This is a genomic window from Blastococcus sp. SYSU D00922 (assembly GCF_054050495.1).
In genome coordinates this window covers 12,985-30,145 of sequence record NZ_JBJGZL010000023.1, presented here as the reverse complement: position 1 = coordinate 30,145, position 17,161 = coordinate 12,985, and the positions used below count along the sequence as shown (strand labels likewise).

The 17,161-nt window shown below is 73.7% G+C and carries 18 protein-coding genes; 12 read left to right on the top strand and 6 right to left on the bottom strand.

Features of this window, described 5'->3' with window-relative positions:
• Window positions 1–208 precede the first annotated feature (208 nt).
• The 3 genes from ACI78T_RS20355 to ACI78T_RS20345 are packed head-to-tail and all read left to right on the top strand — an operon-like array spanning window position 209 to window position 2,952.
• Window positions 209–1,462, top strand: coding sequence for a hypothetical protein (locus ACI78T_RS20355; protein WP_456559953.1), 1,254 nt, complete (start codon window positions 209–211; stop codon window positions 1,460–1,462).
• Between the two features lie 42 nt (window positions 1,463–1,504).
• Entirely contained in the window at window positions 1,505–2,734 is a 1,230-nt protein-coding gene (gene xseA, locus ACI78T_RS20350; protein WP_456559952.1) for an exodeoxyribonuclease VII large subunit, read from the top strand.
• Window positions 2,731–2,952 (top strand): exodeoxyribonuclease VII small subunit, encoded by a 222-nt coding sequence (locus ACI78T_RS20345; RefSeq protein ID WP_116449868.1) that lies wholly within the window; start codon window positions 2,731–2,733, stop codon window positions 2,950–2,952. The genes xseA and ACI78T_RS20345 overlap by 4 nt, the downstream gene beginning before the upstream one ends.
• Window positions 2,953–2,974: 22 nt before the next feature.
• Here the strand turns inward: ACI78T_RS20345 and ACI78T_RS20340 are convergent, their stop codons facing one another.
• Together ACI78T_RS20340 and ACI78T_RS20335 are read right to left on the bottom strand one after the other, a co-directional pair.
• Window positions 2,975–3,196, bottom strand: coding sequence for a hypothetical protein (locus tag ACI78T_RS20340; protein WP_456559951.1), 222 nt, complete (start codon window positions 3,194–3,196; stop codon window positions 2,975–2,977).
• Between the two features lie 262 nt (window positions 3,197–3,458).
• The gene (locus tag ACI78T_RS20335; protein ID WP_456559950.1) at window positions 3,459–4,073 is read right to left on the bottom strand and encodes a DUF4245 domain-containing protein; all 615 of its coding nucleotides are present in this window, start codon (window positions 4,071–4,073) and stop codon (window positions 3,459–3,461) included.
• Window positions 4,074–4,138: 65 nt separating this feature from the next.
• On the opposite strand from ACI78T_RS20335, the gene glpX reads away from it, so the two are divergent.
• Window positions 4,139–5,185 carry a class II fructose-bisphosphatase gene (gene glpX, locus ACI78T_RS20330; protein WP_456559949.1) on the top strand — a complete coding sequence of 349 codons (1,047 nt, stop codon included), beginning with the start codon at window positions 4,139–4,141 and terminating at the stop codon, window positions 5,183–5,185.
• Window positions 5,186–5,302: 117 nt separating this feature from the next.
• On the opposite strand, the gene ACI78T_RS20325 is transcribed toward glpX, so the two are convergent.
• Window positions 5,303–5,986, bottom strand: a complete 684-nt coding sequence (locus tag ACI78T_RS20325; RefSeq protein WP_456559948.1) for a DUF1707 domain-containing protein — start codon at window positions 5,984–5,986, stop codon at window positions 5,303–5,305.
• 100 nt (window positions 5,987–6,086) lie between these two features.
• Complete coding sequence (locus ACI78T_RS20320; RefSeq protein WP_456559947.1) at window positions 6,087–6,938, bottom strand: hypothetical protein; 852 nt, start codon at window positions 6,936–6,938, stop codon at window positions 6,087–6,089.
• Between the two features lie 173 nt (window positions 6,939–7,111).
• Here ACI78T_RS20320 and ACI78T_RS20315 point away from each other — a divergent pair, with 173 nt between their 5' ends.
• The 6 genes from ACI78T_RS20315 (at window position 7,112) to ACI78T_RS20290 (ending at window position 12,650) form a co-directional block, all read left to right on the top strand.
• Window positions 7,112–8,509 (top strand): class II fumarate hydratase, encoded by a 1,398-nt coding sequence (locus ACI78T_RS20315; RefSeq protein ID WP_456559946.1) that lies wholly within the window; start codon window positions 7,112–7,114, stop codon window positions 8,507–8,509.
• Between the two features lie 116 nt (window positions 8,510–8,625).
• Window positions 8,626–9,345 (top strand): class I SAM-dependent methyltransferase, encoded by a 720-nt coding sequence (locus ACI78T_RS20310; RefSeq protein ID WP_456559945.1) that lies wholly within the window; start codon window positions 8,626–8,628, stop codon window positions 9,343–9,345.
• Window positions 9,326–11,023, top strand: coding sequence for an HAD-IIIC family phosphatase (locus ACI78T_RS20305; RefSeq protein WP_456559944.1), 1,698 nt, complete (start codon window positions 9,326–9,328; stop codon window positions 11,021–11,023). The genes ACI78T_RS20310 and ACI78T_RS20305 overlap by 20 nt, the downstream gene beginning before the upstream one ends.
• On the top strand, window positions 11,020–11,262 hold the full coding sequence (locus ACI78T_RS20300; RefSeq protein ID WP_456559943.1) for an acyl carrier protein: 243 nt from the start codon (window positions 11,020–11,022) through the stop codon (window positions 11,260–11,262). Before ACI78T_RS20305 ends, ACI78T_RS20300 begins: the two co-directional genes overlap by 4 nt.
• A complete protein-coding gene (locus tag ACI78T_RS20295) occupies window positions 11,252–11,839 on the top strand; it encodes a GNAT family N-acetyltransferase (protein WP_456559942.1) in 588 nt (195 codons plus the stop codon). Before ACI78T_RS20300 ends, ACI78T_RS20295 begins: the two co-directional genes overlap by 11 nt.
• A gap of 61 nt (window positions 11,840–11,900) precedes the next feature.
• Complete coding sequence (locus ACI78T_RS20290) at window positions 11,901–12,650, top strand: hypothetical protein (RefSeq protein ID WP_456559941.1); 750 nt, start codon at window positions 11,901–11,903, stop codon at window positions 12,648–12,650.
• A gap of 10 nt (window positions 12,651–12,660) precedes the next feature.
• On the opposite strand, the gene ACI78T_RS20285 is transcribed toward ACI78T_RS20290, so the two are convergent.
• Window positions 12,661–13,083 (bottom strand): VOC family protein, encoded by a 423-nt coding sequence (locus ACI78T_RS20285; RefSeq protein WP_456559940.1) that lies wholly within the window; start codon window positions 13,081–13,083, stop codon window positions 12,661–12,663.
• Window positions 13,080–14,951 carry a glycosyltransferase family protein gene (locus ACI78T_RS20280; RefSeq protein ID WP_456559939.1) on the bottom strand — a complete coding sequence of 624 codons (1,872 nt, stop codon included), beginning with the start codon at window positions 14,949–14,951 and terminating at the stop codon, window positions 13,080–13,082. The genes ACI78T_RS20285 and ACI78T_RS20280 overlap by 4 nt, the downstream gene beginning before the upstream one ends.
• A gap of 333 nt (window positions 14,952–15,284) precedes the next feature.
• Between ACI78T_RS20280 and ACI78T_RS20275 the strand changes: the two genes are divergently transcribed.
• Both ACI78T_RS20275 and ACI78T_RS20270 read left to right on the top strand, forming a co-directional pair.
• A complete protein-coding gene (locus tag ACI78T_RS20275) occupies window positions 15,285–15,803 on the top strand; it encodes a sugar 3,4-ketoisomerase (RefSeq protein WP_456559938.1) in 519 nt (172 codons plus the stop codon).
• A 56-nt stretch (window positions 15,804–15,859) separates the two neighbouring features.
• Window positions 15,860–17,152 (top strand): citrate synthase, encoded by a 1,293-nt coding sequence (locus ACI78T_RS20270; RefSeq protein WP_456559937.1) that lies wholly within the window; start codon window positions 15,860–15,862, stop codon window positions 17,150–17,152.
• Window positions 17,153–17,161 lie beyond the last annotated feature (9 nt).

Genomic DNA, 17,161 nt, shown 5'->3' with positions numbered 1-17,161 from the left:
CCCCCCCCCCCCCCCCCCCCCCCCCCCCCCCCCCCCCCCCCCCCCCCCCCCCCCCCCCCCCCCCCCCCCCCCCCCCCCCCCCCCCGCCCCCCCCCCCCCCCCCCCCCCCCCCCCCCCAGCGCGGTGGCACCGGACACGGGGGCCACGCAAGAGGGTGGATCTCGACACACCGGGTGTCGCGCCGCAGCTTGTGGGGCACGCTGTGCGCATGTCTCGTGAGATCCCTGAGGTTGTCCGCGCCGCCGCCGGTCTGGCCGCCACCGTCCTCGACGAGGCGCGCAAGCTGCCCGAGACGCTGCCGGGCCTCCCGGTCCGCCTCATCGGGCTCGCCATGCAGCAGGCCATGAAGGTGCAGCAGCAGTACGCGGGCCTCGTCGCCCGTGGCGACGAGCTGTTCACCGGTCTGCGCGGGGAGGACGAGCCGGGCCTCGCCACCTTCGACGACGACGACGAGCCCGCGGCCCCGGCCTCCAACGGCTTCCGCGACTCCGCGTTCGACCGCGCCGAGGTGGACGCGCTCCCCGCGGACCCGGCCGCGGACGCCGTCACCGCGGTCGTCGACGAGCTCGCCGACCAGGTCGAGACCGGTCAGCAGTCGATCGAGGAGCTGACCGAGGAGGCCCCGGCGATCGAGGAGATCCTCGACGAGATCGCGATCGACGAGCTGGTCGACCAGGCGCCCACGCTGGAGGAGACGGCCCCGGCCACGCCCGCGCTCTCGGTCGTCGAGGACTCCCCCGCGACCGAGGACGCCGACGCCCTCGAGAACGCCCTGCTGGAGTCCGACGACAACCCCGCCGCCACCTCCGCGGCGCAGGAGACCGCCGACGTCAGCACCACCGTCGACGTCGTGACGCCGGACGGCGAGATCGCCGCCGTCGAGGCCTCGGTGACCGACGAGGGCGTCGCCGCGCCGGAGACCGCGGACGCCGCACCCGCGAAGCCGAAGAAGGCGGCCAAGGCCACGAAGAGCACGAAGCCCCGCAAGAAGGCGGCCAAGGCGAACGGGAACGCGGCCACCGACACCGCGGCCACGGGCACGAACGCCGGGCCCGCCACGGCCACCGACGAGAGCGGCTCGGACGTCGCGGCCGCCACCGGCGTCCGCACCGACGTCGGCGGGACCGACACCTCCGCCGAGGACGACGCGATCGCCGAGGGCGCGGCGGTCGACGCCGTCGGGGCGTCCTCCGGCGCACCCACCGACGACCCGCAGGGCGCCAGCGAGCTCTCCGGTTCCCAGGCCGCCGGCACCGCCCCGGTCGACGGCTACGACGGCTTCTCGATCGCCCAGCTCCGCGGCCGCCTGCGCGGCTACGCGCTGAGCACGGTCGAGGACCTCGTCCGCTACGAGGAGGCCACCCGGGCCCGCGAGCCCTACCTGCGGCTCCTGCGCAACCGCCTCGAGAAGCTGGAGCAGCAGGCGATCGAGTCCAGCCCGCTGGCCCCGCGCGGCGCCTGACCTCGCAGAGGGACGTCGGAGGGGGATGGCACGCTCGACCGCGTGACGTCCCCCTCCTCCCCCGAGGCCCCGTGGCCGGTCCGCACGGTCGCGCGCAAGATCGCCGACTGGATCGGGCGCCTGGGTGAGGTCTGGGTCGAGGGCCAGGTGGCCCAGCTGTCCCGCCGCGGCGGCGCGGCCACGGTGTTCCTCACGCTGCGCGACCCGGCCGCCGACCTCTCCGTGCCGGTCACCTGCCACCGCGACGTCGCCGAGCGGCCCGGCCTGGAGCTGACCGAGGGCGCCCGGGTCATCGTCCGCGCCCGGCCCGACTACTACATCGCCCGCGGCTCCTTCTCCCTCCGCGCCACCGAGATCCGCGCCGTCGGCCTTGGTGAGCTGCTGGCCCGCATCGAGCGGATCCGCCGGCTGCTGGCCGCGGAGGGGCTCTTCGACGCCGCCCGCAAGCGCCCGCTGCCGTTCGCGCCGGCCGTCGTCGGCGTCATCACCGGGCGGGACAGCGCCGCGGAGCGCGACGTGCTCGTGACCGCGCGGCGGCGCTGGCCGGCCATCCGCTTCGAGATGTACAACTGCGCCGTCCAGGGGCCGATGGCCGCGCAGAACGTCATCGACGGGCTGCGCCGGCTCGACGCCGATCCGGCGGTCGAGGTCATCGTCATCGCGCGGGGCGGCGGCTCGGTGGAGGACCTCCTGCCGTTCTCGGACGAGGGGCTGGTGCGGGCCATCGCCGCCACGCGTACGCCCGTGGTCACCGCCGTCGGCCACGAGACCGACACGACGCTGGTCGACCACGTCGCCGACGTCCGCGCCGCGACCCCCACCGACGCGGCGCACCGCGTCGTGCCCGAGATCGGCGAGCAGCGCCGACTCGTCGACGGGCTCCGCTCCCGCGCCCGGCACGTGCTCACCGTGCGGCTCGAGCAGCAGGAGCGGTGGTTGGAGTCCATGCGTACCCGCCCGGTGCTCGCCTCGCCCGACCGGCTGCTGCACGGCCGCGAGGAGGACGTCGTCGCGCTCCGCACCCGCGCTCGGCGCACGCTCGTGCACCGCGTGGAGGGCGCCGAGCGCGACCTCGAGCACGCCCGCGCCCGGGTCGCGGCCCTGTCGCCGGCCGCCACCCTCGAGCGCGGGTACGCCGTCGTGCAGCGGGACGACGGCTCCCTGGTGCGCGATCCGGCCGCGGTCGCCGACGACGAGCGGCTGCGCGTCCGGGTGGCCGGGGGGCGGCTCACCGTCCGGGTCGACCGCACCGGGGAGGATGGGCGACCGTGAGCAGCGACAGCGCGGAACCGACCCAGACCTACGAGCAGGCCCGGGAGGAGCTCGCCGACGTCGTCCGCCGGCTCGAGGCCGGTGGGCTGTCGCTCGAGGAGTCCCTCGCCCTCTGGGAGCGGGGCGAGGAGCTGGCGAAGCTCTGCCAGCACTGGCTCGACCGCGCCCGCGAGCGCCTGGCCGCGGCCGCTCCGGCGGACGACGCCGACCGGTCCTGACCGGCGCCGTCCGTCCCCGGGCTCAGGCGGCCCGGCGCAGCTCGCCGTCGGCGGTGACGACCAGGCCGGCCGCCGCGAGCGCGGCCAGCATCCGGTCGGCCCGGCTGCGCAGGATCGCCGACATGCGGACCTCCGCCGGGCGGTGGTCGGTGGCGTCGGGAGCCAGCGGGTCGCCCGGCCCGTCGTAGAGACAGCGGGCCAGCGCGTCGCGCACCTCCGGCCGGACGAGCGGCCCCGGGCGCACCGGCGCCTTCGGTGAGGGAACCCGGGTCACCATCCCGCAGGCACACGAACCGCCTGTGGCGGGGGGCCGGTGGTCGCCGCCGGGGCAGAAGGCACGAGGGGACATGCGGGCTCCTGGTGGGTGCGCGAGTGGCTCGCGTGACTGGTGGGGCGGAAGAGTCCCGCCAGAGCCCGCGCGTCGACACGCGACGCACCCAGGAGATACCAGGTCGTGATGTACGACACGGAACCGTCAACTTCGGCGCTGACCTGCGCCGAAGCGCTCAGCGGGTGTACGGCCGCACGGCGGCGGCCACCGTCTCCAGCTCCTCGTCCGACGCCGAGCCGGTCACCAGCACGGTCGCCCCGCCGGCTTCGCGGGACAGCGCCGTCTCCCCGTCCGCCGTCGTAGACCGCGTCCACGTCTCGCCGCGGATGTCGACGGTCCCCTGCTCCTCCGCGTCGTCGAGCACGTCGGCCACGGGGTCGGCGTCCCGGTCGTCGCTGATCACGAACCCGGCGTACTCCTCCTCGGGCGTGAGGTAGCCGATCTCCAGCGTCACGGGGTCGCCCTGCTCCGCAGCACCGGCGTCGGTCCGCGCGCTCGTCGCGCGGAAACCCTCCTCCAGGCCGGTGGGGACCAGCAGCTGGTAGCTCGCGCGCGCCGCGGCGACCTGGACGGAGGAGGACGGGTCGACGGTGCGCACGCCCACATCCCCGCTCGAGCGGAACGCCTGCCACCCCACGAGCAGCAGGCAGATCAGCACCAGGGGGAGCAGCGACCGCAGCATGTTGGCCGCGTTCATCCGGTTGGCCCGCTCGATCGCCGACGGCGCCGGTGGAGGCGCCGCCTCCGCCGGGGTGGGTGGGTGCTCGCCCATCGGGCCGCCTGCGGTCATGCACCTAGGATCGCAGGAGATCCAGCCCCTCTTGCCACCAGCGCCGGTGGCCGATCGGAGCTCTCGTGTCGCTGCTCGTCCCCGAAGGCCCCGTCCCGTCGCGCCGCGGCTTCAGCACCGACCGGCCCGCTCCCGACCGCAACCTGGCCCTCGAGCTGGTGCGGGTGACCGAGGCGGCCGCCATGGCCGCCGGGCGGTGGGTCGGCCGCGGCGACAAGAACGGTGGCGACGGCGCCGCGGTCGACGCGATGCGCGCGCTCATCGGCACGGTGAGCATGAAGGGCGTCGTCGTCATCGGCGAGGGCGAGAAGGACGAAGCGCCGATGCTCTACAACGGCGAGCAGGTCGGCGACGGCCAGGGTCCGGAGTGCGACGTCGCCGTCGACCCCATCGACGGCACGACCCTCATGGCCAAGGGCATGCCGAACGCGATCGCCGTCATGGCCGTGGCCGACCGCGGCGCCATGTACGACCCGTCGGCGGTCTTCTACATGGAGAAGCTGGCCACCGGCCCCGCGGCGGCCGACGTCGTCGACATCACCGACCCGGTCGCGGAGAACATCCGCCGCATCGCCAAGGCGAAGAAGAGCTCGGTCGGCGACGTGACGGTCTGCATCCTCGACCGCCCGCGGCACGACCAGCTGGTGCACGAGGTCCGCGAGGCCGGCGCCCGCATCAAGTTCATCACCGACGGCGACGTCGCCGGGGCCATCGCCGCGGCCCGCGAGGGCACGGGCGTCGACCTGCTGCTGGGCATCGGCGGGACGCCCGAGGGGATCATCGCCGCCTGCGCGCTCAAGTGCATGGGCGGTGCGCTGCAGGGCAAGCTCTGGCCCAAGGACGACGAGGAGCGGCAGAAGGCGATCGACGCCGGCCACGACCTCGACCGCGTGCTGCACATCGACGACCTCGTCCGCGGCGACGTCTTCTTCGTGGCCACCGGCATCACCGACGGCGAGCTGCTGCGCGGCGTCCAGTACCGGGCCGGCGGGTGCACCACGCAGTCGCTCGTGATGCGGTCGCGCTCGGGCACCATCCGCTCGATCGAGAGCCTGCACTCGCTGGAGAAGCTGCGCGCGTACTCCGCGGTCCCCTTCGACCGGGAGCCGTGACATCGCGATCCTCCGGATCGGACCCCGGCCAGGAGCCGTCCCCCGGCCGCGCTGAGCTGCTGCGTCACACCTGCGCGGAACCCTTCGGGCTCCACTCGGCGTGAGCCGCTCCGCTCCTCAGAACGGGGGCGGCGGGAACGGTCCCGGCGCACCCGGCAGGGGCGGCGGGGGCGGCAGCTGCTTGCGCGCGGCGAGCTTCTCCATCAGCGCCCCCCAGCGGGTGGGCGAGTCACCGGGCGCGAGGCTGCGGAGCTTGAGGTCGCCGAAGACGGCCTTCGCGTGGACGACGACCAGCGGCGTGCCGGCCAGGCGCGGCACGGGCGCGAGCTGCACCTTGCGGTCGCCGAACACCGTCCGGCCGTGCAGCTCGGCGTCCACCCCTTCGGCGACGATGACGTCGACGTCGCCGAAGACGGTGCTCAGGTAGAGGTCGACCCGGTCGGCGGAGGTGCGCAGACCCCGGAGGTCGATGCGGACGTCGCCGAACACCGTGCCGGCCCGCTTGGGCGGCGCGGACGCGACGGCCAGGACGATGTCGCCGAAGACGCTGGTGACCTCCTCCTGCGGGCGCTGCCCGACGATCTCGACGGGCGGCGGGGCGTCCACCGGGAGATCGGCCACCAGCACGTCGAGGTCGGCCCGGGTGACCGCGGTGAACGCCGCGTCGGCCCGCTGACCGAACTCGTCGAGGTCGATCCGGCCTTCGCCCACGGCCTTCTGCAGGCGGGCGACGACCGACTCCCGGTCGGCGTCGGAGGCGCGCACGGCCGGCGGCTGCGCCGAAGGGACGTCGTCGGTCACGGCTCCGGACCGTAGCGGACCACGGCGTCTGCGTGGGCGTTCCTCGGACGCGCGACGGCCCGGCACCCCGCATTGGGTACCGGGCCGCCGGTGCCGCTGACTACTCCGTGGGGAAGGCGATCGTGCAGAGCGTTCCGGTGCCGAGCGGCTGACGGCCGGCGCAGGTGTCGCCGTACGCCTCGTAGACGGAGTCGACCTCCGACTCGAGGAAGAGCGTGTCGCAGGCCTCCATGTCGCCGTCGTAGCAGTCCTGCGCGTAGCCGTCCATGACCGGGTCGTCGCCGAGCCCGGTGGGCGGCACGGTCGCCGGCGGGATCTCACCCGCGGGCTCCGACGAGCTGGACGACGACTCCGACGAGGACTCCGAGCTCGACGAGCTGCGCTCCGACGTCGACGTGTCGGCCTCGCTGGACGAGCTGCTGGTGGAGCCGGCGGCCGTCGTGTCGTCGTCGTCACCGCCGAGCAGGAGGAACAGCGCGACGCCGACGGCGGCGAGCACCACCACACCGGCGACGATCAGGGCGATCATCGTGTTCTTGTTGCCCTTGGGCGCCTGCCCACCGGGGCCGCCGGGACCGCCGGGCGGGGCCCACTGCTGCTGCCCCGGCTGTCCGTACTGGCCGTAGGGCTGCTGGCCGGGCTGGCCGTAGGGCTGCTGACCGGGTTGCTGGCCATAGGGCTGCTGCTGCCCGTAGCCCGGCTGCTGGCCGTAGGGCGGCTGCCCCGGCTGCTGGCCGTAGCCCGGCTGCTGACCGTAGGGCGGCTGCCCCGGCTGCTGGCCGTAGCCAGGCTGGCCGAACTGGCGGGTCTCGTCGCGCTGGCCCTCCCCGCCGGGGGCGCCGAACTGGCGGGTCGGCTCGTCGGAACCACCCGGGGGGTTCCACCCCTGCTGACCGGGCTGCTCGCCCCCGGGGTCGTTGCCGCCCTGCGGCGGGTACGGCGGCTGGGACATGAAGGACACTCCTCGGGAGACGCGGCTGCGGCGCTGCGGATGCTAGGGGGCCGCAGCTGCCGACCACCACACCCGACGCCCCGCCGTACGCGGACCGGGACGAGGCGTCTCCCCCTGGGTGTCTAGGGTCGCTCCCGGAGCACAGTCACCATCCACACCACCGGGAGCGCAGCGTGGCCCAGGACGGCACCGACCACCGCATCGAGCACGACTCCATGGGAGAGGTCCGCGTACCGGCGTGGGCCAAGTGGCGGGCACAGACTCAGCGCGCCGTCGAGAACTTCCCGATCTCCGGCACGCCCATCGAGCGCGAGCTGATCGGCGCGCTGGCGGCCATCAAGGGTGCGGCCGCGACGGTGAACGCCGACCTCGGTGTGCTCGACGGCGAGATCGCCGGCGCCATCTCGGAGGCCGCCGCGACCGTCGCCCGCGGCGACTGGGACGACCACTTCCCCATCGACGTCTTCCAGACCGGCTCCGGCACGTCGAGCAACATGAACACCAACGAGGTCATCGCCACGCTGGCGACCGAGGCGCTCGGCAAGCCGGTGCACCCCAACGACCACGTCAACGCCTCGCAGTCGTCCAACGACGTCTTCCCCTCGGCCATCCACATCGCGGCCACCCGCGCGATCGTCGTGACGCTGATCCCCGCGCTGCGCCACCTGGAGGCCTCGCTCGAGCGCAAGGCCGCCGAGTTCGCCGAGGTCGTGAAGAGCGGCCGCACCCACCTGATGGACGCCACCCCGGTCACCCTCGGCCAGGAGTTCGGCGGCTACGCGGCGGCCGTGCGGTACGGCGTGGAGCGGCTGGAGGCGTCCCTCCCCCGCGTCGGCGAGCTGCCCCTGGGCGGCACCGCGGTCGGCACCGGCATCAACACCCCGCCCGGCTTCGCGGCCGCGATCATCGACAAGCTGGCGTCGGACATGGACCTGCCGCTGTCGGAGGCGCGCAACCACTTCGAGGCGCAGAGCTCGCGCGACGCGCTCGTGGAGGCCTCGGGCCAGCTCAAGACCATCGCCGTCGGCCTGGTGAAGATCGCCAACGACCTGCGCTGGATGGGTTCGGGCCCGCGCACCGGCCTGGGCGAGATCTTCCTGCCCGACCTGCAGCCGGGCAGCTCGATCATGCCGGGCAAGGTGAACCCCGTGATCCCCGAGGCCACGATCCAGGTGGCCGCGCAGGTGATCGGCAACGACGCCGCCGTCACCTTCGCCGGGACGACGGGCAACTTCGAGCTCAACGTGACGCTGCCGCTGATGGCCCGGAACGTGCTGGAGTCCATCCGGCTGCTGGCCAACGTCAGCCGGATCCTGGCCGACCGAACCGTGGACGGCATCACCGCGAACGAGGAGCGCTGCCGCGAGCTGGCCGAGTCCTCCCCCTCCATCGTCACGCCGCTGAACAAGTACATCGGCTACGAGGAGGCGGCGATCGTGGCCAAGCAGTCGCTGAAGGAGCAGAAGACCATCCGCCAGGTGGTGCTGGAGCGGGGTTACGTGGAGCAGGGCAAGCTCACCGAGCAGCAGCTCGACGAGGCCCTCGACGTCCTGTCCATGACCCACCCCTGACCCCGTCGGCGCCCGGTCGGTCCTGCCACGAGGCGAACGGGGCTGGTGTGGCGCGGGGGCAGCGCGTCGCCGGCTGAGCGACCGACGGTCCGGGCTTCGTTGGCACACTGGGCCGGATGAACGGGACGAACCAGCGGGAGCTGGATCGGCTGGAGTCGATCGCGACGGACGGCCTGTACAACCACGGCCCGATGCCGACGAGCCTGCGCTACCTGACGGGCATCTTCCGGCGGCACTGGCAGGGCACCAGCTGCCTCGAGCTCGGGCCCGCGGACGGCGTGATGACCGAGGAACTGGCGGAGGCCTTCCGCGACCTCACCGTCGTCGACGGGTCCGAGAGCTTCTGCCGCCGGCTGGCTGACCGCTTTCCCGACATCACCGTGGTGAACGCGCTGTTCGAGGAGTACGCGCCGCCGCGCCGCTTCGACACGGTGATCCTCGGCCACGTGCTCGAGCACGTGGCCGACCCGGTGGGGCTGCTCGAGCGGGTCCGTGACTGGGTGGCGCCGGACGGCGTCGTCCTGGCCACCGTCCCGAACGCCGGGAGCCTGCATCGCCAGGCGGCCGTCCTGATGGGCCTCCTGCCGACCGAGAACGCCCTGAACGACACCGACCGTCACTACGGTCACCGCCGCGTGTACGACCTCGGCGAGCTGCGCGCCGACTTCGCCGCTGCCGGCTGGACCGTGAGCCTGACGGGCGGGTACTGGCTCAAGCCGGTCTCCAACGCCCAGCTGGCCCAGCACTGGACGCAGCAGATGCTGGACGCGTTCATGGAGCTCGGCGAGCGCCATCCGGAGTCCGCCGCGGAGATCTATGTCGTCGCGCGCCCCTGAGCCGCTCCTCGAACGGCTCCACTGGCAGCCCGTCGTCCTGGGCGCCGCGCCCCGCCGTCTCGACCTGCTGGCCCTGACGCCGTCCTGGCCGACCCGGCAGGTACACCTCCGCGTCCACCGCAACACGACCTTCGAGCACGTGGCCTCGCTGCTCCCGGCGTTCCTGGCGTACTCGGGCCTCTCCGCGAGCTTCAACTACAGCGACTACGACGACTCGCTCAACGGCGTCGGGGCCGCGGATGCGACGGCCGACGTCGAGGTCGTGTGGCTGGACTACCAGCGGTACGGCGACGTCCGACCGGCCGTCCTCGCCGACTGGCTGAGGGGACGCCTGGAAGCGCTCCGGGCCCGGACGTCGGCACCCGTTCTCGTCGTCGACCGGCCGGGCGACGGACCGGCGGCCGCGACGTTCAACGACCTCCTGGAGCGCGTCACCGACCAGGTGCCGGGCTGCTGGGTCGCCGACCTGTCCGAGATCGCCCGCCGGGTGGGCGACTCGTTCCTGGACCTCCGGACCCGCGACGTCGCCGGCACGGCCATGAGCGCCCGCGCGGCCGTGCTCGCCGCCCAGCGGATGGGGCTGCGGTGGCTACCGGCGCTGGTGTCGCCGCCGGTGAAGGCGCTGGCCGTGGACCTGGACATGACCCTCTACGACGGCGTCCTCGGCGAGGACGGGCCGGCCGGTGTGCGGCTCACCCCCGCCCACGAGGCGCTGCAGCGCATGCTGCTCGACCTGAAGGACGACGGGCTCCTCCTAGCCCTCGTCTCCCGGAACGAGCCCGCCGACGTGGCGGCCCTCTTCTCCGCACGCGAGGACTTCCCCCTCCGGCTCGAGGACTTCACCGCCACGGCGATCGGCTGGGGCGCCAAGAGCCGCGCCGTGGCCGCCGTGGCCGCCGACCTCCGCATCGCGCCCGACGCCGTCGTGTTCGTCGACGACAACCCGGGCGAGCTGGCGGAGGTGGCCGCCGGCACCGCCGTGGCCGGCCTCGTCCACGCGTCGGATCCCGCCGTCACGGCCACCGCCCTGTCCCTCTTCCCCGGCGTGCACGGGCACCGCCGGACGACCGAGGACGCGCTGCGCGCCGCAGACCTCGCCGCCGCGGCACGACGCGAGGCCATCGCGCAGGCCGACCCGTCCGACTACCTGCGTTCCCTGGGCGTGCGGGTGGAGCTCGCCGTCGACCGCGCGGAGCACCTCCCCCGCATGGCGGAGCTCACCGTCAGGACCAACCAGTTCAACGCCGCCCTGCGACGGACCGGCCCCGCCGAACTGGCCCGCTGGGTGGCCGCCGACGACGTCCGCGTCGTCACCGCGGCCCTCGCCGACCGGCTCTCCGACAGCGGTCTGGTGGCTCTGGTGGCGGGCCACCGCTCCCCCGACGGCGACGTGGTCGTCGACGAGCTGTGCATCAGCTGCCGGGCGCTCGGCCGCGGGATCGAGGACCACCTGCTGGCCGCCGCGGTCGGCCGGCTGCTGGAGGACCTCGGCGGCACGAGGGCCCTCGTCGCGTACGAGCCCGGCCCCCGCAACGGGCCGGCCCGGGCATGGCTGGCCGCGCACAGCGCGGCCCCGCTGGACTCGCCCGCTCTGGTGCCCCTCGACCGGGACGCGGCCGGCTGCGCCGCACTCCTCGCCGACGCCCCGATCACCGTGACCTGGAAGGAACCGGCATGACCCGCGACGAAGTCGAGACCCGCGTGCACGACGTGCTCGCCCTGGTCCTGAAGCTGCCCGCCCCATCACGGGAACCCCTCAACCGGGCCGACGTCCCCGAATGGGACTCCCTGAGCCACGTCGAGATCATCTACGCGGTGGAGGAGGACACCGGCGTGATGTTCGCCGAGCACGAGCTCGCGTCCCTCGACAGCTCGACCGCCATCGTGGCCGCGGTGGAACGCCATCTTGCGGCATGACCACGTCGTCGACGGCTACGCGTTCCGCCTGCGACCCGTCGAGGTGACCGACGCCGCCACCATCGCCGAGCTGCGCGGGGACGCGGAGCTGTCGCGCTTCCTCCACGCGACCGACGCGTCCGTGGCGGCGCAGGTCCGGTGGCTGGACGCCTACTTCGAGCGCCCCGACGACTTCTACTGGGCGGTCGAACGACGAGCCGGCGGGGCGGTCGAGGGCTTCGTCGGCGTCTACGACGTCTCGGCCGGCACCGCCGAGTGGGGCCGGTGGGTCCTCCGGCGGGGCTCGCTGGCGGCCGCGGAGAGCGCCTGGCTGGTGCACGTCGCGGCGTTCGGTCGGCTGGGCCTGGACGCCGTCCGCTCCAGGACGCTGGCCGACAACCGGTCGGTCGTCGCGTTCCACGAGCGCTACGGGGCCGAGGTCACCGGGGTCCTGCCCGCCCACACCACCATCGGCGGGGTCCCGCACGACGCGGTCGAGGCGGTCACGACCCGGCAGCGGTGGGAGACGACGGCCGAGCCGCACCTGCGTGCCGCCGCCCAGCGGGCCGCCCGGCTGGTCCAGCGCACGAACGCCTGAGCCGCCTCCCGGCGAGCGGCTGGGTCGGGGCGCCGTCGCGACGGCCGCTACGTTGGTCGGCGTGGAGCGCGAAGGCCGGTACAACGTCCAGCGCAGCGGGTCGGCCGCGCAGCGGGAGGCCCACCAGTCGCTCGTCAGGCGGTTGCGCGACACCGACATCCCCGCGGAGGAGCTGCTCGACAACCTGCCGCTGTTCGCCTCGCGGCACGCGCTCGGCCGCGTCCTGCTGATGCACTCGCTGTACGAGCGCATCCTCGACGTCCACGGCGTCGTGCTGCTGTTCGGCGTCCGGTGGGGGCGCGATCTGGCGATCCTCCAGGCCCTCCGGTCGATGCTGGAGCCGGGCAACGCCACGCGCCGGATCATCGGCTTCGACACGTTCGAGGGCTTCGCCTCGGTCTCGGGGATCGACCAGGGCGCGCAGGCCGGCGACTACGGCGTGACCGCCGGCCACGCAGAGGTGCTGGCGGCACTGCTGGCCGACCGCGACGCCGACGAGGGCAACCACTACCCCCGCCGGGAGATCGTGCAGGGCGACGCGAGCGTGACCCTGCCCCGATGGCTGGAGGACCACCCCGAGACCGTCGTCGCCATGGCCTACTTCGACATGGACCTGTACGAGCCGACGCGCGCGTGCCTGCAGACGCTCGGGCCGTACCTCACGCGCGGTGCCGTCGTCGGCTTCGACGAGGTCGCGCACCCGGGGTGGCCCGGAGAGACCGTCGCGCTGCGCGAGGTGCGGGGCCTGGACTCGGTGCGGCTGCAGCGGACCCGCTTCGCCGGGACGCCGTCGTTCTTCGTCGTCGACTGACCGGTGACGCTCAGCGCTGGAGCAGCTCGACCAGGCCCCGGGTCCGGAGCAGGACGAACGCCACCGGCCGGCCACCGAAGGCCACCGCCGGGGCCGGGGCCGAGACGGTCCGGTGGCCGTCGGCCCGCAACCGCTCCAGAGCCGCCTCCAGGTCGTCGGTCTCGTAGCAGACGTGGTAGAGCTTCACGCCGCGCCGGAGCCAGTCCTCGACGGGCGAGCCGTCGCCCCAGGGCTCGAGGAGCTCGACTCGGAACGCGCCCAGGGTGTGGAACCACCCGCGGATTTTCTGGTGCGGGTCCTCGAAGACCTCGCCCTCGGGCGCGAAACCCAGGGCTGCGTGCGCCGCCGCCTCGGCCCGCAGGTCGCGGCAGGCCAGGCCGACGTGGTGGAAGGACAGGCCGGGGAGCGGCGCCGCCGACGCGGGGGGTGTCACGCCTGGGCCCCGTCACCAGCGGCCGCCGGCACGTCGTCCCACAACGGCGAGGTCAGGATCAGCTCCAGCGCCTCCAGCGCCTCGAGCCTCAGTGGGAGCTCGCCCGGTACCACCGGCCCGGTGAACGTGGGGACCCGCACGTCGAGCCGGAGGTCCCCGCAGTCCTCGGTGGTCAGACCGTTCGCGGCGAGAACGGGCTCGAGGGCGCCGACGCTGCGTGCCCCCGAGCGGTCGTCGCCCGCCACGGGCGGGAGGCTGACGGTCAACCACGGGTACGCCTGGGCGAGCCCGACGAGGCGCATCGTCCAGGCGGGGTGTTCCTCCCAGCCACGGGCGACACGGACCGACAGCCGGCGCTCCGACCGGTCCTGGCCGGCGACGAAGAGGTCCCAGCGGAGGCGCTCGTCCATCTGGGGGCCGAGGACCTCGCCGAAGAGGGCCGGCTCGGGCGCCTGGTTCCCGCCGAGGATGAAGGGGACCAGCGTGCTCCCGTAGTCGTCGTCGTGCAGCGGCGCCGGGTACTCCCCCAGGTCGGCGATGGGCACCTCGTGCGCCCGGCGGTAGACCTCCTCGAGAGCGTCCGCCCATCCCGGGCCGGAGTGGGCTGCGAGGACGTCGGAACGGGCCTGCTCGCCGCGCTTGCGGCGCAGCTCGCGGTCCTCGACGAGGGTGCGGAGCGCCGCCACGTACTCGTCCTCGCTGCGGTGCGCGGAGCCGTCGGTCGGGAGCCCGGGAGCGCTGGAGCTGAACAACTCCGCATGACCGCTGTGCAGCTGCAGGCTGACCGTCGGCAGCCCGGCGGCGGCGGCCTCGAGGATGGAGGTGTTGCTGCCGCACGGGAAGGAGTCGAGGTAGAGGTCCATACCTGCGTACAGGCTCTGGGCCCCCTCCACCACGCCCAGCGGGAGCACCCTCCCCGGGAAGGCGGAGCGCAACCGCCCCCAGACACCATCGGGGGCTGGGCCCACGACGACGACCACCAGCTCCGGGACCCGCGGCAGCACCCGGGCGAGCAGCTCGTCGAAGCCCGTCCCCCAGATGGGCGCCGTCTTGAGCGGGCTCGCGACCGAGATCCCCGCCACCTGGCCCGGCCGCAACCGCAGCTGCGCCCGCACGCTCTTCCGGGTGCTCGTCGTCGCCACCTCGTCCACCGGGACGGGCAGGATCGACAGTCGTTCGTCGGGCATCCCGCGGAGCTCACGGCTGACGCGGCGACCGATCTCGCGGTTCTCCACGACCAGGTCGGCCGAGGCGAGCCCGAGCCAGAACGTGTGGTCGGCGTGGTTCTCGTGCACGATCGGCGGCCGCGACCCCGGCAGGCACGCCGCGGCCAGGGCCACCGTGTCGTAGGGGTGGACGTGGAGGACGACGGTGCCCGCACCGTTCATCAGCCCGCGGAGCGCCGCAGCCCGGCCGGCCAACGTCGGGAACCCCTCGCGCAGGTCGTAGATGCGGGCCCCCCGGCGCTCGGCCGCCTGGACGAGGCCGGCCGGCACCGGGCCGCGCTGCATGGTCACCGCCACGTCGGACGGCCGCGGGTCCCGCTCCATCCAGCGCCGGGCCAGGCGGGTGTGGCCACCCACGTCGTAGCCCTCGGTCAGCACGTGGAGGACCCTGCCGCCGGGATCCCCGCGGTCCACCCGCACGACGCCGTCCCCGCGGACCGCGTCCCGGACCAACCGCTCGAGCTCCGGCTCGGCCAGCGCCCCCGTCGGCGCCTGCCAGACGAAGCTGGCCGCCACCGCGGCGGCGCGGAGCACGCTCTCGACGTCCCCTCGCCCGGCATGGCTGCGGACCGCACCGAGGATCTGCCGGTAGGTCTGGCGGTGCTGCCGCAGGCGGGGGTCAGGGGGCGTCGCGGCCTGCATGTCATCGGCTCCATCGTGGTGGCGCGGGAGGCACCTCGGCGGATCCCGCGGCGGGCGGCGCCCCGGTCCGACGCGCCGGACCGGTCGCCGGGCCCGGCCGGATGGTCCGCCGGGCCGGAGGCGCTACACGGCCGAACAGTAGAGGGGGATCCGGGCGACGCACGGCACGTCCGACCCCCGACACCGCCGCAGGCACAGCAGCCGCACGAGCCCCATCCGGGGGGCCCGCCGTACCGTCCACGGGCGCACGGGGCCGGTGTTCCGCGCGACCTGTGAGCGGCGCGTCCGGCTCCCCTGAGCCTTCGGCCGGACGTGTCGTGATCCCCTGGGGGCATGTCGACGACTGAGCCCGTTCCCGAGCCTGCGGTGGAGCGACGGTCGAATCCGTGGGGACGGCGGGCTGCGGACAAGGGGTGGCCCCCCGGCGGCGCGGCGCTGGGCTGCCGGATCGTCGAACTGCCCCGGATCCCCGACCCGCGGGGGAACCTCACCTTCATCGAGGGCTCCGCGCACATCCCGTTCGACATCCAGCGGGTCTTCTACCTGTACGACGTCCCGGGCGGGGAAGCTCGCGGCGGTCACGCCCACCGCGAGCTCGAGCAGCTGATCATCGCCGCGAACGGGAGCTTCGACGTCATCGTCGACAACGGCACCGAGCACGAGCGCTTCTCCCTCAACCGGTCCTACTACGGGCTCTACGTCCCCCGGATGATCTGGACCCACCTGGAGAACTTCTCCAGCGGGAGCGTCAGCCTCGTGCTCGCCTCCCTGCCCTACGACGAGGCCGACTACTACCGCGACTACGAGGAGTTCCAGGCCGCCCAGCGGCCGGCCGGCGACACGCCTCCGTGAGCCGCACGGCCGGTTGCGTGGGCACACCGACCGATCGCGCAGTAGCGTCCGAAGGCGTGACCGACTCTGACGTAGCCGCCCTGCGCTACCCCGGTGGAGAACTGCCCCTGCCCGTCGTGAAGGCGACCGAAGGCTCTGACGGGTTCGACACGAGCAAGCTGCTGTCGACCACGGGCAAGGTCGCCCTCGACATCGGCTTCGTGAACACCGCGTCGTGCACCTCGGCGATCACCTACATCGACGGTGACGCCGGGATCCTGCGCTACCGCGGCTACCCCATCGACCAGCTGGCCGAGAAGTCGAGCTTCCTCGAGGTCACCTACCTGCTGATCTACGGCGAGCTGCCGACCGCCGATCAGCTCGGCGAGTTCGACCAGCGGATCCGCCGGCACACCCTGCTGCACGAGGACCTCAAGCAGTTCTTCAAGGGCTTCCCCCGCGACGCGCACCCGATGCCGGTGCTGTCGTCGGCGGTCAGCGCCCTGTCGACCTTCTACCAGGACTCGCACGACCCGTTCAACGCCGAGCAGGTCGAGCTCTCGACCATCCGGCTGCTGGCGAAGCTGCCCACCATCGCGGCCTACGCCTACAAGAAGTCGGTGGGCCAGCCGTTCCTGTACCCCGACAACTCCTGCGGGCTGGTCGAGAACTTCCTGCGGATGACGTTCGGCTTCCCCGCCGAGCCGTACGAGCAGGACCCCGACATGGTCAAGGCGCTGGACATGCTCTTCGTGCTGCACGCCGACCACGAGCAGAACTGCTCGACGTCGACGGTGCGCCTCGTCGGGTCCTCGCACGCCAACCTGTTCGCCTCCATCTCGGCGGGGATCAACGCGCTGTTCGGCCCGCTGCACGGCGGGGCCAACCAGTCGGTGCTGGAGATGCTCGAGGCGATCAAGCGCGACGGCGGCGACATCCCGCGCTTCGTCGAGCGGGTGAAGAACAAGGAGCCCGGCGTCAAGCTCATGGGCTTCGGCCACCGGGTCTACAAGAACTACGACCCGCGCGCCGCGATCGTGAAGAAGACCGCCGACCAGATCCTGGGCAAGCTGGGCGGCAACAACGAGCTGCTCGACCTCGCGCAGCAGCTCGAGGAGATCGCGCTCAAGGACGACTACTTCATCGAGCGCAAGCTCTACCCGAACGTCGACTTCTACACCGGGCTGATCTACCGGGCGATGGGCTTCCCGACCCGCATGTTCACGGTGCTGTTCGCGCTCGGCCGGCTGCCCGGCTGGATCGCCCAGTGGCGGGAGATGATCAACGACCCGGCCACGAAGATCGGCCGGCCGCGCCAGCTCTACACCGGCGCGACCGAGCGGGACTTCGTCCCTCTCGAGCAGCGCTAGACGCCACGA

Bases quoted from the DNA above. Each gene is read 5' to 3' on its own strand.
- ACI78T_RS20335 (WP_456559950.1), bottom strand. From the start codon at position 4,073: ATGACCGCAGGCGGCCCGATGGGCGAGCACCCACCCACCCCGGCGGAG.
- ACI78T_RS20300 (WP_456559943.1), top strand. From the start codon at position 11,020: ATGACCCGCGACGAAGTCGAGACCCGCGTGCACGACGTGCTCGCCCTG.
- ACI78T_RS20305 (WP_456559944.1), top strand. From the start codon at position 9,326: ATGTCGTCGCGCGCCCCTGAGCCGCTCCTCGAACGGCTCCACTGGCAG.
- ACI78T_RS20320 (WP_456559947.1), bottom strand. From the start codon at position 6,938: ATGTCCCAGCCGCCGTACCCGCCGCAGGGCGGCAACGACCCCGGGGGC.
- ACI78T_RS20355 (WP_456559953.1), top strand. From the start codon at position 209: ATGTCTCGTGAGATCCCTGAGGTTGTCCGCGCCGCCGCCGGTCTGGCC.
- ACI78T_RS20275 (WP_456559938.1), top strand. From the start codon at position 15,285: ATGTCGACGACTGAGCCCGTTCCCGAGCCTGCGGTGGAGCGACGGTCG.
- ACI78T_RS20310 (WP_456559945.1), top strand. From the start codon at position 8,626: ATGAACGGGACGAACCAGCGGGAGCTGGATCGGCTGGAGTCGATCGCG.
- ACI78T_RS20280 (WP_456559939.1), bottom strand. From the start codon at position 14,951: ATGCAGGCCGCGACGCCCCCTGACCCCCGCCTGCGGCAGCACCGCCAG.